This is a genomic window from Pelomonas sp. Root1237 (genome assembly GCF_001425055.1).
Lineage (GTDB): Bacteria > Pseudomonadota > Gammaproteobacteria > Burkholderiales > Burkholderiaceae_C > Pelomonas.
Genome location: NZ_LMDK01000016.1, coordinates 730,868 through 745,649, shown reverse-complemented (window position 1 = coordinate 745,649; position 14,782 = coordinate 730,868). Strand labels below are relative to the sequence as shown.

General features: G+C 67.0%; 17 protein-coding genes. 8 read left to right on the top strand and 9 right to left on the bottom strand.

Annotated elements, in window-relative coordinates:
- The first annotated feature begins 4 nt into the window (after window positions 1-4).
- The gene (locus ASC91_RS30360; RefSeq protein WP_056198570.1) at window positions 5-247 is read left to right on the top strand and encodes a hypothetical protein; all 243 of its coding nucleotides are present in this window, start codon (window positions 5-7) and stop codon (window positions 245-247) included.
- A 35-nt stretch (window positions 248-282) separates the two neighbouring features.
- Here the strand turns inward: ASC91_RS30360 and ASC91_RS30670 are convergent, their stop codons facing one another.
- From ASC91_RS30670 to ASC91_RS16180, 8 genes are all read right to left on the bottom strand, one after another.
- A complete protein-coding gene (locus ASC91_RS30670; protein WP_157281664.1) occupies window positions 283-618 on the bottom strand; it encodes a transposase in 336 nt (111 codons plus the stop codon).
- A complete protein-coding gene (locus ASC91_RS30665) occupies window positions 570-878 on the bottom strand; it encodes a transposase (protein WP_162247801.1) in 309 nt (102 codons plus the stop codon). Before ASC91_RS30665 ends, ASC91_RS30670 begins: the two co-directional genes overlap by 49 nt.
- Before the next feature lie 2 nt (window positions 879-880).
- Entirely contained in the window at window positions 881-1,270 is a 390-nt protein-coding gene (locus ASC91_RS29455) for a transposase (RefSeq protein WP_157281660.1), read from the bottom strand.
- 380 nt (window positions 1,271-1,650) lie between these two features.
- The gene (locus ASC91_RS16200) at window positions 1,651-1,998 is read right to left on the bottom strand and encodes a thioredoxin domain-containing protein (RefSeq protein ID WP_327082883.1); all 348 of its coding nucleotides are present in this window, start codon (window positions 1,996-1,998) and stop codon (window positions 1,651-1,653) included.
- A gap of 134 nt (window positions 1,999-2,132) precedes the next feature.
- Window positions 2,133-2,567: a universal stress protein gene (locus ASC91_RS16195; RefSeq protein WP_056198567.1), complete on the bottom strand. Its 435-nt coding sequence runs from the start codon at window positions 2,565-2,567 to the stop codon at window positions 2,133-2,135.
- Window positions 2,568-2,657: 90 nt separating this feature from the next.
- On the bottom strand, window positions 2,658-3,482 hold the full coding sequence (locus tag ASC91_RS16190; protein WP_056198564.1) for a sulfurtransferase: 825 nt from the start codon (window positions 3,480-3,482) through the stop codon (window positions 2,658-2,660).
- A 118-nt stretch (window positions 3,483-3,600) separates the two neighbouring features.
- On the bottom strand, window positions 3,601-4,503 hold the full coding sequence (locus tag ASC91_RS16185; RefSeq protein WP_235532005.1) for a DMT family transporter: 903 nt from the start codon (window positions 4,501-4,503) through the stop codon (window positions 3,601-3,603).
- Window positions 4,503-5,615: an SRPBCC family protein gene (locus tag ASC91_RS16180; protein ID WP_056198561.1), complete on the bottom strand. Its 1,113-nt coding sequence runs from the start codon at window positions 5,613-5,615 to the stop codon at window positions 4,503-4,505. Before ASC91_RS16180 ends, ASC91_RS16185 begins: the two co-directional genes overlap by 1 nt.
- A gap of 235 nt (window positions 5,616-5,850) precedes the next feature.
- Here ASC91_RS16180 and xseB point away from each other — a divergent pair, with 235 nt between their 5' ends.
- From xseB to dxs, 3 genes are read left to right on the top strand one after another with little or no spacing between them, the layout of a single operon-like run.
- Window positions 5,851-6,111 (top strand): exodeoxyribonuclease VII small subunit, encoded by a 261-nt coding sequence (gene xseB / locus ASC91_RS16175; protein WP_056198557.1) that lies wholly within the window; start codon window positions 5,851-5,853, stop codon window positions 6,109-6,111.
- Window positions 6,108-6,995: a polyprenyl synthetase family protein gene (locus tag ASC91_RS16170; RefSeq protein WP_056198553.1), complete on the top strand. Its 888-nt coding sequence runs from the start codon at window positions 6,108-6,110 to the stop codon at window positions 6,993-6,995. Before xseB ends, ASC91_RS16170 begins: the two co-directional genes overlap by 4 nt.
- Window positions 6,996-7,006: 11 nt before the next feature.
- A complete protein-coding gene (gene dxs / locus ASC91_RS16165) occupies window positions 7,007-8,899 on the top strand; it encodes a 1-deoxy-D-xylulose-5-phosphate synthase (protein ID WP_056198550.1) in 1,893 nt (630 codons plus the stop codon).
- On the opposite strand, the gene ASC91_RS16160 is transcribed toward dxs, so the two are convergent.
- A complete protein-coding gene (locus tag ASC91_RS16160; protein WP_056198546.1) occupies window positions 8,850-9,755 on the bottom strand; it encodes a LysR family transcriptional regulator in 906 nt (301 codons plus the stop codon). The two genes, dxs and ASC91_RS16160, sit on opposite strands and share 50 nt — an antisense overlap.
- 70 nt (window positions 9,756-9,825) lie before the next feature.
- On the opposite strand from ASC91_RS16160, the gene lysA reads away from it, so the two are divergent.
- The 4 genes from lysA to ahpF all read left to right on the top strand — a co-directional run bounded on the left by lysA (window position 9,826) and on the right by ahpF (window position 14,773).
- Entirely contained in the window at window positions 9,826-11,061 is a 1,236-nt protein-coding gene (gene lysA / locus ASC91_RS16155) for a diaminopimelate decarboxylase (protein WP_056198543.1), read from the top strand.
- Window positions 11,062-11,109: 48 nt separating this feature from the next.
- Window positions 11,110-12,240: an HD domain-containing phosphohydrolase gene (locus tag ASC91_RS16150; protein ID WP_056198541.1), complete on the top strand. Its 1,131-nt coding sequence runs from the start codon at window positions 11,110-11,112 to the stop codon at window positions 12,238-12,240.
- 272 nt (window positions 12,241-12,512) lie between these two features.
- A complete protein-coding gene (gene ahpC / locus ASC91_RS16145) occupies window positions 12,513-13,076 on the top strand; it encodes an alkyl hydroperoxide reductase subunit C (RefSeq protein ID WP_056198538.1) in 564 nt (187 codons plus the stop codon).
- Window positions 13,077-13,216: 140 nt separating this feature from the next.
- Window positions 13,217-14,773, top strand: a complete 1,557-nt coding sequence (gene ahpF, locus ASC91_RS16140) for an alkyl hydroperoxide reductase subunit F (RefSeq protein WP_056198534.1) — start codon at window positions 13,217-13,219, stop codon at window positions 14,771-14,773.
- Window positions 14,774-14,782: the final 9 nt, after the last annotated feature.

Below are 14,782 nucleotides of genomic sequence, written 5' to 3'. Positions count from 1 at the left end.
CGCCATGGACAGCTTCTTCCTCATGGGCGCCAAGCCTTTGGTTCAGGACTCGCCAACGATGAAGTTGCACGAGCTGCTGGACTGGGACGAGATCGCGCACAAGCTCAAGGGTCTGTACAAGGCCACGCACGGCGGCGGTCCCGAGCCGAGACCGCTGCACGACTGCCCGCAGAGCGAGTATCGGAAGCCCAGCCGCGCGGGGATCTCAAGATGCGCAATCGAGATCGAGTTTTCGGGCCGTTTTTAGTGCTTTTCGAGGCCGTTTCCGGCCGCTTTGGCCCCTCAGGACGGACTACTGCTTGGACACGGCTGCAGTCGCCCGCTTTGCAGCTTCCTCATCGCTTTGAGCAAGTTCACGCCGAGTGCCGCCCAGACCATTGGCGCCTGCGTCTTGGCCACCCCGAAGTACCGCGCCCGGTTCAGGTGGAAGCGCCGCTTCATCGTGCCGAAGCCTTGCTCGACCTTGTAGCGAAGCGTGGCGATGGCCCGGTTCATCTGCGTCTGCAGCGGATGCACGGGATTGCCTCGGCTGCCTTTGAACTGGATTAGATCGCCAATGCCCTTGGCATTCAGGTACTCGCGGTTCGCCCCGCTCGCGTAGCCCTTGTCTGCCAGCACGCCCTCGGCTGGATGCCCTGTGCGATGAGTGCGTCAACGATGCCGGGCAGCTTGACCTCAGCCTGGTTGGCCGGATGCATTTCGACATGCTCGACATAGCCATCTTCGGTGTCTACGGCGCTGTAGCCGCGATACCCGAAGAACGCGTCCTTGCCCTTCTTGACCCAACGCGCCTCATCGTCGACTTCGATATGTTGATTCGGCCGCGCTGCGCTCTCGATGACGGTCGCGTCGATGATCGCCCCGCGGCTGCCAGCCACCTTCAGGCCTTTGCGAGTTGCACGTTGACTCGGCACAGCAGTACCTGGTCGAGTTTGGTGGTCACGAGCCGGTTGCGGAATCGGCAGATCGTGGTGGCGTCTGGCAAGGCGCCGTCACTGGGTTCGAAGCCCGTGAATACCATGAAGTCCAACCGGACCTTCAACGCATGCTCGAGCTGCGTGTCGGACAGTCCGTGCCACTGGCCCAGCAGCATCAGCTTGAACATCGACAACGGCGCATACGGCTCGGGACCGCCGCCATGCGTGGCCTCGCGCTTGTACAGACCCTTGAGCTTGTGCGCGATCTCGTCCCAGTCCAGCAGCTCGTGCAACTTCATCGTTGGCGAGTCCTGGACCAAAGGCTTGGCGCCCACGAGGAAGAAGCTGTCCATGGCGCCATTGCACCGCACCCTTCAATACCGCGCATCAGGGAAGTTATGCAGCGGTCTCCGCCCGAGAAAACCGTCTGTTCCCCAGCCCGTCCACTCATTGCGGGCGCGACGGCCCCGCACAGGTCTTGTGGCTACGTGCCCGTGGTCGCCACGCGCGACACGCTCCAAACCCATCTGGCTCGCGCTGCGGGCGCTGCGAACTCCTTCAACTCCGAGGCGGAATCGACGTGGGCAGTGACCTGTAACCCGCCACCCTACCAAGGCAACAGAGAAAAATCCGCACAACCCCAGGGCTCAGCCCTCTGTGACGTTAGGGCAGGGCGCCGTCCACCCAGGCGCCCAACTGGGCAGCCGTCATCGCACCGCTCTGCCGCCCAACCTCACGGCCGCCAACAAACAGAACGGTCGTCGGAATGCTGCGGATCTGCAGGCTGGCGCTGGTGCGCTGCATCGCTGTCCACCTTGACGAAGCGGATGTCCGGCCGGTTGGCGGCGAGTTGCTCGAAGTGCGGCGCATAGGAGCGGCACGGTCCGCACCAAGCGGCCCAGAAGTCCACCAGCACCGGCGCCTCGGTGCCCTGGAGGTAGGGGCCGAGGTCAGCATCACTCAGCGCCACGGGCTTGCGCGGCGCAACGGGGCCGCCGCAGCGCCCGCAGGTGGGATCGTCGGCCAGGCGTTCGTCGGGCACGCGGTTGCGGGTTCCACATTGGGGGCAGACGAGCAGCATGGGGTGAATTTAGTCCACCGGACTGGGTGTGGCTGCGTGCGCGCCGCCGCATGCCCGCGTAGGCCTCGCCTGACAGCGAAAGCTCAATGCCGCGCCTGGTTGCGGCTCAGCGCCACCTCAAAACCGCTCGACGCCTATTTGACGATCAGCACCGGCGTTTCAATATGCGACAGCACCTTCTGCGCCTCGCTGCCCAGCAGCAGGGCCGCGAAGCCCTTGCGGCCGTGCGAGGCCATGACGATGAGGTCCACGTTCTCGGCCTTGGCGTGGTCGACGATGGCCTCCCAGGCGTGCAGGGCCTCGGTGGTGTGCCCACGGCAGGACAGGCCCTGTGCCGCTGCTGCCGCGCTGACGGCCTCGACGCGCTGGGTGGCGACGCGCAGCTGTGCGTCGATGAACTCCTGCGGCGGCACGGGCTGGATCTCGGAGACGGCGCTGTAGGGGAAGGGCTCCATGACGCTGAGCGTCAACAGCTGGGCGCCGTGAATCTTGGCGAGCTGGATGGCGGTGTCCACCGCGTGGGCGGTGATGTCGGAGCCGTCAGTGGGGACGAGGATGCGCTTGAACATTCGGTCCTCCAGTCGTTACGAAGAACCACAGTGTGGCCGATCAGGCGCCGGAATGCTTGTCGGAGATCAACGCTTTGCTCATCCCCTGGCCTAACCTTTGGCGATAGGGCGGGCCGGGTCTGACGACCATTCGCTCCAGGAGCCGGGGTAAAGCAGGCTGTCGCCCAGGCCGGCGTGGGCCATGGCCAACAGGTTGTGACAGGCGGTGACACCGGAGCCGCATTGCTGGACCACCGCGCCGGCACTGTGCGGTGCCAGCAAAGGCTGGAACTCGGCACGCAGTTGGGCCGCAGGCTTGAAGCGGCCGTCGGCGCCGAGGTTGTCCTTGAAAAAGCGGTTGCTGGCGCCGGGGATGTGGCCAGCGGCCTTGTCCAGCGGCTCGACCTCGCCACGGAAGCGCTCGGCGGCGCGGGCGTCGATGAGGCGGACGTCGCCGAGCTTCTTGAGCAGCGTCGCTGCGTCGATCTGGCCGACCAGCGGCTGGCCGGGTTGCCAGTCGGTCGGCGTGGCAGTTGGGACATCCGCCGTCATTTCGCCGTCCCAGGCGCCGTCCAGCACGGCCACCTCGGCATGGCCCAGCCAGCGCAGCATCCACCAGATGTGGGCGGCGTAGGGGCCGCCCTGGCGGTCATAGGCGACGACCTGGCGGCCGGCGCTCATGCCCAGGCGGCGTATCAGCGCGGCGAAGGCCTCGCGCTCGGGCAGCGGGTGGCGGCCGCGGAAGGACCCGTCGGGGCCGGTCTTGTCGCCGCAGAGGTCGCGGTCCAGGTGCAGGTAGAAGGCGCCAGGGATGTGGCCGGCCGCGTAGGCGCGCTCGCCAGCGTCGGTGTCGGCGAGGTCGAAGCTGCCTTCGAGGATCAGCGGGTTCGAGAGCGCGCGGAGTTCGGTGGTGGAAATCAAGGTCGTGAACGACATGTCGAAGCTTCCAGTGTGGTGACTTACCCAGTGACTGCCGCGGAACCGGCTTTGCTGGGCCGCTGGCAGTGCCCCCTTGAGGGGGCGCGCGAAGCGCGTAGGGGGTGGGCCAGTCCCTTCATGACTCAGCGGGGTTGAACTGGCTGTCTTTTGGCGGCGGGGCGACCTTGGAGCGCAGCAGCGTCGCCGCAAGGCCGGCGCCGATGATGAGCAGCATGCCGAAGGTGGCGTGCCAGGTCAGTGGGTCCTTGAACAGCAGCATGCCGTAGATGAAAGAGAACACGATGCCCAGGTATTGCAGGCAGGCGTTCACCAGCGGGCGGCCGATGGAGTAGGCGCGCGTCAGGCAGACCTGGGCGGTGGTGGCCAGCACGCCGACGGCGAGGAGCAGGAAGGCGCCCCACAGCGTGTGGCTCTGCAGGCCGCCCTGGGTGACGGCCGTGATGACGGCGCCGGCCACGCAGCCGCCGACCGAGAAGTAGAAGACGATGCGCAACTCGGGCTCGCCGACGCGGCCCAGGGCCGTGACCTGCAGATAGGCCATCGCGGCGATCATGCCCGACAGCAGGCCGGCCAGGCCGTACCAGAGCTGCTGCTGATCCAGCGTCGGGCGCAGGATCAACGCGACGCCGACGAAGCCCAGCAGCACGGAGGCCATCAGCCGCCAGTCCAGGCGCTGGGCGCCCATCAGCACGGCGCCGCCGAGCAGGAAGAGGGCCATCCAGACCGAGGACATGTAGTTCAGCGTCATGGCCGTGGCCAGCGGCAGGTGGCTGATGGCGTAGAACCACAGGCACAGCGAGGTGACGCCGGAGATGCTGCGCCACAGATGCATGCCGGGCAGGCGGGTCTTGAGGCTCAAGCCCTGGCGGTGCGACAGCAGGGCCATCATCACGGAGCCGACCAGGCCGCGGTACATGACGATCTCGCTGGCCGCATAGAACTCGCTGGCCAGCTTGACGCAGACGCCCATGGTGGCGAACAGCAGCGTCGCCGCGACCATGAGCACCGAGGCGGGCATCAGAGAGGCGCGCCGATCTCGTTCCGGAACCATTCATGGAAGTGCTGCATGCCGTCTTCCATCGGGCTTTGATAGGGGCCGGTCTCGTTGTCGCCGCGCATCATCAGCGCCTTGCGGCCGGCATCCATGCGCTCGGCAATCTCGTCGTCCTCCACGCAGGTTTCCATGTAGGCGGCCTGGTGGGCCTCGACGAAATCGCGCTCGAAAGCGGCGATCTCCTCGGGGTAGTAGAACTCGACGAGGTTGACGGTCTTCTGCGGCGACACCGGGTGCAGCGTCGACACGACCAGCACATGCGGGTACCACTCCACCATGATGTGCGGGTAGTAGGTCAGCCAGATCGCGCCGGCCTCGGGCGGGCGGCCCTCGCGGAACTTCAGCAGTTGGTCGTGCCAGCGCTGGTACACGGGCGAGCCGGGGCGCTCCAGGTCCTTGTGCACGCCGACGGTCTGCACCGAGTGATGCTTGCCGAACTCCCAGGCCAGGTCGTCGCAGCTGACGAAGCCGCCCAGGCCCGGGTGGAAGGGGCCGACGTGGTAGTCCTCAAGGTAGACCTCGATGAAGGTCTTCCAGTTGTAGTTGCACTCGTGGACCTGGACCTTGTCGAGCACGTAGCCGCTGAAGTCCAGTTGCGCCCGCGGGCCCAGCTTGCTCAGCTCGGCGGCGACGTCATGGCCGTTGTCCTCGAACAGCAGGCCGTTCCATTCCCGCAGCGGGTAGCGGTTCAGGTTCAGGCAGGGGTCTTCGGCAAAGTGCGGCGCACCGATCAACTCGCCCTGATGTGAATATGTCCAGCGGTGCAGCGGGCAGACGATGTTGGCCTGGGTGTTGCCGCGACCCTTGAGCATCAGCGCCTGGCGGTGGCGGCAGACGTTGGAGATCAGCTCGATCCCCTGGCTTGAGCGCACCAATGCCCGGCCTTCGCCCTCCTGCGGCAGGGCGTAGTGGTCACCGATTTCGGGGACGGCCAGTGCATGGCCGACGTAGCGGGGCCCTCGCTGGAAGATGCTGGCCTGCTCGCGCTGGAACAGATCGGGGTCGAAATAGGCGCTCACCGGGAGCTGGGTCTGGCTGCGTTTGAGCGCCGAGACGGGAAGACTCAGGTCGGACATGATCCAGGCGGGTCTTTCAGGCGGGTAGAGGTGCTGCGTCCCTCCGGCGCATCTCGGGGCTGCCGAGTCGGCCAGGTTGCTAGGTGTGAAAAGGGGAGCCCGAAGGCACGCGCGTGCGCGCTCGAGCGAGAGGTCCGGGATTCTACGCATGCCCGCGTCCTCCGTCCGACGGTTACGTCCGCAGGCACCAAGCTGAGGAAGCCCGCTGACTACAATTGCTGTTTCGCGTTTTGAAATGACCAAGTCCTCTCCCCGCACCAAGGCCGCCTCGAGCGACGGCGATGCCGACCTCAGCTACGAGCAGGCGCTCGACGAGCTGGAGCGCATGGTGGCGGCCATGGAGGGGCAACAGCTGCCGCTGGACCAACTTCTGCACAGCTACAAGCGGGGCGCCGAGTTGCTGGCTCTGTGCCGCGGGCGGCTGCAGGCGGTGGAACAGCAGGTCAAGCTGCTGGACGGCGCCGAACTGAAGGCCTGGGAGGGCCCCGAATCTTGAATGCACAGGACTTTGACCGCTGGGTGCAGGCGTCTTTGAACGCCTTCGAAGCGGCGCTGGATGATCTCGTGCCCGCCGCCGCACCGGCTGGCCTTGGCGAGGCGATGCGCTATGCGGTGCTGGGCGGTGGCAAGCGCCTGCGCCCGCTGTTGGTGCTGGCGAGTTGCGCGGCCGTGGGCGGCGACAGCTTTGCGGCCATGCGCGCAGCCTGCTCGGTCGAGCTCATCCACGCCTATTCGCTGGTGCATGACGACATGCCCTGCATGGACAACGACGTCATGCGCCGCGGCAAGCCGACGACGCACGTCGCCTTCGGCGAAGCCCAGGCCATGCTGGCGGGCGACGCGATGCAGGCCCTCGCCTTCGAGGTGCTGACGCCGGACACGGGCATTGCTCCCGCCCTGCAGGCGCGGTTGTGCTCGCTGCTGGCCCGCTCGGCCGGCCACGACGGCATGGCCGGCGGCCAGGCCATCGACCTGGCCAGCATTGGCAAGCGACTGGACGAAACCACGCTACGCGACATGCACCGCCGCAAGACTGGTGTGCTGCTGCAGGCCAGCGTTCTGATGGGCGCGGCCTGCGGGTCGGTGTCGACGCAGGCGACCCAGTCGCTGTCCGACTACGGCGCGGCGCTCGGCCTGGCCTTCCAGGTTGTCGACGACATCCTCGACGTGACCCAGGATTCGGAAGTGCTGGGCAAGACCGCCGGCAAGGACCAGGACGCCAACAAGCCGACCTATGTCAGCGTGCTGGGCCTGAACGCCGCGCGCGCGCTGGCTCAAGCGCTGCGCGCCGAGGCTAAGGCGGCCCTGGCCGCCAGCGGCCTGGCCGATGTGAGCCACCTCAGCCTGCTGGCCGACTCCGTTGTAGAGCGGGACAACTAAAGAGGACCGCCATGGAATACACGCTGCTCAAAGGCATCGACAGCCCGGCCGACCTGCGCCGCCTGCCGCGCACCGAACTGCGCAAGCTGGCCGACGAGGTGCGCGCCTTCGTGCTGGAGAGCGTCTCCAAGACTGGCGGCCACCTCGGCTCCAACCTTGGCACGGTCGAGCTGACCGTGGCCCTGCATTACGTGTTCAACACACCGGACGACCGGCTGGTGTGGGACGTGGGCCACCAGACCTATCCGCACAAGGTGCTGACCGGCCGGCGTGACCGCATGCCGGGCCTGCGCCAGATCGGTGGCATCAGCGGCTTCCCGCGCCGTGACGAGAGCGAGTACGACACCTTTGGCACCGGCCATTCGTCGACCAGCATCTCGGCGGCCCACGGCATGGCCATGGCCTTCAAGCTCAAGGGCGAAGACCGCCGCGCCGTGGCCATCATCGGCGATGGCTCGATGACGGCCGGCATGGCCTTCGAGGCGCTGAACAACGCCGGCGTGGCCCATGGCGGCCTGATGGGCGACCTGCTCGTCATCCTGAACGACAACGACATGTCCATCAGCCCGCCGGTCGGCGCGCTGAACAAATACCTCGCGCGCCTGATGAGCGGCAGCTTCTACGCCGCCGCCCGCGAAAGCGCCAAGAGCGTGCTGAAGAACACGCCGCTCTACGAGTTCGCGCGCAAGTTCGAGGAGCACACCAAGGGCATGGTCGTGCCAGGCACCATCTTCGAGGAATTCGGCTTCAACTACGTCGGCCCCATCGACGGCCACGACCTGGACTCGCTGATCCCGACACTCGAGAACCTGCGCGAGAAGAAGGGCCCGCAGTTCCTGCACATCGTCACCAAGAAGGGCGCCGGCTACAAGCTGGCCGAGAACGACCCGGTCAAGTACCACGCGGCCTCCGGCAAGTTCGACCCGGCGGTGGGCTTCGTCAAGCCGGCCACGCCGCCCAAGACGACCTTCACGCAGGTCTTTGGCGACTGGCTGTGCGACATGGCCGAAGCCGACCCGCGTCTGGTGGCCATCACGCCCGCGATGCGCGAGGGCTCGGGCATGGTCGAGTTCCACAAGCGCTTCCCGCAGCGCTATCACGACGTCGGCATCGCCGAGCAGCACTCGGTCACCTTCGCCGCGGGCCTGGCCTGCGAAGGCATCAAGCCGGTCGTCGCAATCTATTCGACCTTCCTGCAGCGCGCCTATGACCAACTGATCCATGACGTCGCCATCCAGAACCTGCCCGTGCTGTTCGCGCTGGACCGCGCCGGCCTGGTGGGCGCTGACGGCGCCACGCATGCCGGCAACTACGACATCGCCTACACGCGCTGCATCCCCAACATGGCCGTGCTGACGCCGGCCGATGAAGACGAATGCCGCCAGGCGCTGTATACCGGCTTCATGCACAACGGGCCGGTGACGGTGCGCTACCCGCGCGGCGCGGGCGTTGGCATCGTGCCTGTCAAGGCAATGACGGCCCAGGCCTGGGGCAAGGGTGAAGTGCGTCGGCAGGGCCAGCGCATCGCGATCCTGGCCTTTGGCACGCTGCTCTATCCCGCGTTGGAAGTGGCCGAGCGCCTGGACGCGACGGTCGCCAACATGCGCTTCGTCAAGCCGCTGGATGCTGAGCTTGTTGCCGAACTGGCGCGCACGCATGACGTCATCGTCACCGTCGAGGATGGCTGCATCATGGGCGGCGCCGGAAGCGCCATCGTCGAGGCGTTGAACGCCGCCGGCCTCGGCGTGCCGGTGCTGCAGCTCGGCCTGCCCGACGAGTTCGTCGAGCACGGCGACCCGGCCAAGCTGATGAGCCTGTGTGGCCTGGACGCCGCCGGCATCGAGGCCAGCATCGTCAAGCGCTTCGGGACGAAGCCGACGGTCGTGCGCGCCGTAGGGCGCTGAGCAAGGCATCGACCAGCGGTTGTGCTGGGCGGTGCAATGGGATCAGTGCGCTGACCCGGTAGGGAATCGACACCGACAGTGGCCGCACGACCAGGTCGGATCCCGCACAGGCCGCTGCCGTCAGCGGGTTCACGATGGCCACGCCCAGCCCGGTCCGCACCAGTTCGCAAACGGCCACGGCGCTGTGCGTCTGCACGCGCAAACGGCGCTGGATGCCCGCGGCATCGAAGCGCGCATCGATCTCGCGCCGATAGGGGTCGTCCTCGGCGAGGCTGATGAAGTGCTGGCCTGCGAAATCCTTCAACGCCAGCCGCTTGCGCGACGCTAGCGCGTGGTCGGCCGGCAGCACAGCCACTTCGTCCGCCTCCAGCACCGGCTCGACACGCACGCCGGGCAGGGGTGTCGCCTGCTCGGCCAAGCCGAGATCGAAGCGCTGCTCGCTGATCCAGGCGTCCAGAAGCGGTGGTTCGGCCGGCGTGATGGACACGCGTGCCGACGGGTTGGCAGCGAGCAGTTGCTGGAGCGCGGCCGGCAGCAGCGCGTGGCTCAGCGCTGGAAGACTCAGCAGACTCAATTCCGCATCCTCCGAGCGCCCCAGCGCCTCGGCCCGCTCGATGACGCGCGCCAGGCCCTGGAAGCTGCGCTCCACCTCGTCGAACAGCGCACGTGCCCTCGCCGTCGCCTTGAGCCGGCCGCGCTCGCGCTCGAACAGGGCATAGCCCAGGAGATGCTCGAGCCGGGCGAGGTCGCGGCTCAGGGTCGGTTGCGAGGTGTGCAGCAGCGCCGCGGCGCCGGTGACGCTGCCAGCGGTCATGACAGCGCGGAAGACTTCGATGTGGCGGTGCTGGATATCCATATCAGGACTGAATTGTCGCTGCACAAATTTCAATTTGATTGAATGGGTCGCCGCGGGCATGCTTCGATCCATGACAAAGCCCCTGCCTGCCGCCCTGAACCCCGCCCGCCTGCAAGCTCTCGCCGCCGGGCACGGCACGCCGCTGTGGGTCTATGACGCCGCCACCATCCGCGAGCGCGCCGCGTCGCTGAAGAGCTTCGACGTCGTGCGCTTTGCGCAGAAGGCCTGCTCCAACATCCACATCCTGAAGCTGCTGCGCGAGGCTGGCGTCAAGGTCGACTCGGTGTCGCGCGGCGAGATCCTGCGCGCGCTGGCGGCAGGCTACGAAGCTGGTGGTGACGAGATCGTCTTCACCGCCGACCTGTTGGACCACGCCACGCTGGCAACGGTTGTCGAGCACCGCATCCCTGTGAACGCCGGCTCCATCGACATGCTCGATCAGCTCGGCGCCGCTTCGCCCGGCCATGCTGTCTGGCTGCGCATCAACCCGGGCTTCGGCCATGGCCACAGCCACAAGACCAACACCGGCGGCGAGCACAGCAAGCACGGCATCTGGCATGCCGATCTGGGCGCCGCGCTGGCGGCCATCCGCCGCCATGGGCTCAAGCTGGTCGGCCTGCACATGCACATTGGTTCGGGCGTGGACTACGAGCATCTGGCCCAGGTCGGCCAGGCCATGGTCGGCCTGGTGCGCGAAACGGTCGCGGCCGGGCATGACCTGCACGCGATCTCGGCCGGCGGTGGCCTGTCGATTCCCTACCGCGATGGCGATGCGCGCATCGACGTGGCTCACTACTTCGGCCTGTGGGACGCCGCACGCCGCGAGGCCGAGGCGCTGGTGGGTCACGCGCTGAAGCTGGAGATCGAGCCTGGCCGCTACCTCGTCGCCGAAAGCGCCGTGCTTCTGGCCGAGGTGAGGGCAGTCAAGAACTCGGGCGCCAACCGCTTCGTCCTTGTCGACGCGGGCTTCAACGAGCTGATGCGCCCGGCCATGTACGGCGCCTTCCATGCCATGAGCCTGCTCGGCGCCAGCGGCCCCGAGCAGCCCACCGTCGTGGCCGGCCCGCTGTGCGAGTCCGGCGATGTGTTCACGCAAGGCCCCGGCGGCGAGGTGCTGACGCGCGACCTGCCTCTCGCCGTCGTCGGTGACCTGCTCGTCATCCACGACGCGGGTGCCTATGGCGCCTCCATGTCCAGCAACTACAACAGTCGGCCGCTGGCAGCCGAGGTGCTGGTCGACGGCGACAGCAGCCGCCTGATCCGCCGTCGCCAGACTGTCGAGGAGCTGCTGGCGCTGGAAACCTGAGCGTTTCTCCGCTGCGGCGGCGCGTGCAAGTCCGGAGATCATCCGGCCATGAAACTCGTCCCCATCCAGCAGGTTGCCGGTCACATCAAGGCCGGGGCGCCCCTGCCTTTCGGGGTGCGTGATGCCGAGGGCAAGCTGCTGCTGGCCAAGGGCCAGCCGGTGCCCAACGAGCAGATGCGCGAGGCGCTGCTGAACCGCGGCGTGTTCGTCGACATGGAGGAAGTGCGCGACGCCTCGGCGCGTAGCAGCGATGGCGGTGCGGGCAGCGAGGACTTCTTCGGCCGCTGGGAGGCGATGCAGACGCGGTTGTCCGTACTGCTGCGCACGCCGCAGGAAACCCTCTTCCTGCCGCGTGTCAAGGAATGCGCCGGCCAGCTGATCGCCTGGACCGAGCGTTTCCCTGACCAACTGCTCTTCGTCGTCATCCAGCACGACCACAGCCGCCACGAGGTCTACGGCCTGGCCCATTTGCTGCACACGGCCGCTGTCGCCGCGCTACTGGCGCGCCGCCTCTCATGGACGCCGGAGCGCCAGAAGAGCCTCGTTGGCGCCGCGCTGACGATGAATCTCTCCATCATCGACCTGCAGGGGCGCCTGGCCTCGCGCGGCGGCAAGCTGCTGCCGCCCCAGCGCGCTGCCATCGACCGCCATCCTGACGAAGCCGTGGCCTGGCTGCGCAACGCCGGCCTGGACGATGCGCAATGGCTGGCTGCGGTGGCCCAGCACCATGAGCAGCCGGGCGGCGGTGGCTATCCGCAAGGCTTGGCCGAGCCCGACGAGGCGGCCCAGCTGCTGCGCCTCGTCGACATCTTCCTGGCCAAGCTTGCCAGCCGCGGCGGCCGCGCAGGCATGCCGGCACCGCAGGCGGCCAAGTCGCTCTACACCGGCAGCAATGGCCATCCCTTTGCAGCGCTGCTGGTCAAGGAGGTCGGCATGTTCCCGCCCGGCACCCTGGTCAAGCTCGCCAGCGGCGAGATCGCGGTGGCGGTGCGCCGCGGTACATCAGGCAACACTCCCATCGTCAGCGCCGTTATGAATCGTCATGGGGATGCCTTAGGCTCTCCCGTCAGGCGTGACACGGCGGTGGCCGAGCATGCGATCACGGGTCTGGTGGCCGCGCAGGTACTGCGCGTGAAGCTCAGCCCGCACCAGCTCTACGACCGCCGCTACGAAGCCTGAAACGCTGCCCCTCGTCCAGACCAGTCCGGCTGGACGCGGGCTGGTCTGGTCGGTCCCCCGAGGGGACGGCGATGCTTGGCGGGTTGGCCGCCAAGCACATCGCCGGACCGGGCCGGCTTGGGAGCGGCCCGGCGCTCGGCCCGCCAGGCCGGGTGGGGCGGTGATCAATAGCCTGACTCAATAGCGCCGATTTGATAAATGTTTTCTACTGAAAACTCATCTTCGATATAGTTCTACCTATCCCATCAACCAGCGTCCTACGGAGCTTTCGAATGTCCCTGATCAACACCCAAGTCCAGCCTTTCAAGACCGAAGCCTTCCACAACGGCAAGTTCATCACCGTTAGCGACGAAACCCTGAAGGGCAAGTGGTCCGTGCTGATCTTCATGCCGGCCGCTTTCACGTTCAACTGCCCGACCGAAGTCGAAGACGCGGCCGACAGCTACGCCGAGTTCCAGAAGATGGGCGCCGAGGTCTACATCGTCACGACCGACACCCACTTCTCGCACAAGGTGTGGCACGAGACCTCGCCGGCCGTCGGCAAGGCCAAGTTCCCGCTGGTGGGCGACCCGACCCACACGCTGACCAATGCCTTCGGCGTGCACATCCCCGAAGAAGGCCTGGCACTGCGCGGCACCTTCGTCATCAACCCGGACGGCGTCATCAAGACCGCCGAGATCCACTCCAACGAGATCGCCCGTGACGTGTCGGAAACGCTGCGCAAGCTGAAGGCTGCCCAGTACACCGCCGCCCACCCCGGCCAGGTCTGCCCGGCCAAGTGGAAGGAAGGCGCTGCCACGATCGCCCCGAGCCTGGATCTCGTCGGCAAGATCTAAACAGCCATGCTGTTCGTCAGGAACCCGGGAGGGTTCCTGCCTTCTGCAGAACCAGACAGGTTCTGCTGAAAGGGCCTCCGGCATCGGGGACCCTTTCAGCAGTGGCCCGCCCCGCCACGCCTCACTGAAAGGACACCACCATGTTGGACGCCGCACTGAAGACCCAGCTCCAGGGCTACCTGGACCACGTCAAGATTCCCTTCGAGATCATTGCCTCGCTGGACAACTCCAAGTCCAGCGACGAGATGCGCGAGCTGCTCGAAGAGATCGCCGGCATGCACGACAAGATCACGCTGCGTACCGACGGTGTCGACACCCGCACGCCGTCATTCCTGCTGCGCCGCACCGGCACAGAGCAATCGCTGCGCTTTGCCGCCATCCCGCTGGGCCATGAGTTCACGTCGTTGGTGCTCGCGCTGCTCTGGACCGGCGGTCATCCCCCGAAGGTCGAGCAGGCGCAGATCGACGCCGTCAAGGCGCTGGACCTGGATCTCGACTTCGAGATCTACATGAGCCTGACCTGCCACAACTGCCCGGACGTCGTGCAGGCGCTGTCGCTGATGGCCATCGTCAACCCGCGCATCCGCACCACCGTCATCGACGGCGGCCTGTTCCAGAGCGAGGTCGAGGCGCGCGACATCATGGCCGTGCCGGCCGTGTGGCTGAACGGCCAGCCTTTTGCCTCGGGCCGCATGTCGCTCGAGGAGATCGTCGCCAAGCTCGATACCGGCGCCGCCGTGCGTGACGCCAAGAAGCTGGACGCCGAGGAGCCCTACGACATGCTCATCATCGGCGGCGGCCCGGCCGGCGCCGCAGCGGCCGTGTACGCGGCGCGCAAGGGCATCCGCACCGGCGTCGCAGCCGAGCGCTTCGGCGGCCAGGTCAACGACACGCTGGGCATCGAGAACTACATCTCCGTGTCGGTGACCGACGGCCCCAAGTTCGCCGCGGCGCTGGAAGGCCACGTCAAGGACTACCAGGTCGACATCCACAACCTGCAGCGCGCCGAGAAGCTGACGCCGGCTGCGCAACCCGGTGGCTTCGTCGAGGTCGAGCTGGCCAACGGCGCCAAGCTCAAGGGCAAGACGGTCATCCTGTCCACCGGCGCGCGCTGGCGCAACGTCGGCGTGCCCGGCGAGGCCGAGTACAAGAACAAGGGCGTGGCCTATTGCCCGCACTGCGACGGCCCGCTGTTCAAGGGCAAGCCGGTCGCGGTCATCGGCGGCGGCAACTCCGGCGTCGAGGCGGCCATCGACCTGGCCGGCATCGTCAAGCATGTGACGCTGGTCGAGTTCGGCGCCGAACTGCGCGCCGATGCGGTGTTGGTCAAGAAGCTCCAGAGCCTGCCCAACGTCACCATCATCGTGAACGCGCAGACAACCGAGTTCACGGGTGGCAGCAACGGCAAGCTCGACGGCCTGAACTACACCGACCGCATCAGCGGCGAGAGCAAGCGTGTCGAAGTGGAAGGCTGCTTCGTGCAGATCGGCCTGGTGCCCAACACCGAGTGGCTGCGCGGCACGCTGGAGCTCAGCAAGCACGGCGAGATCATCGTGGACGCCAAGGGCGCCACCTCGCTGCCCGGCGTGTTCGCCGCCGGTGATGTGACGACCGTGCCCTTCAAGCAGATCATCATCGCGGCCGGTGATGGTGCGAAGGCGGCGTTGGGTGCCTTCGACTTCCTGATGCGGAGCTGACGCCGGTCC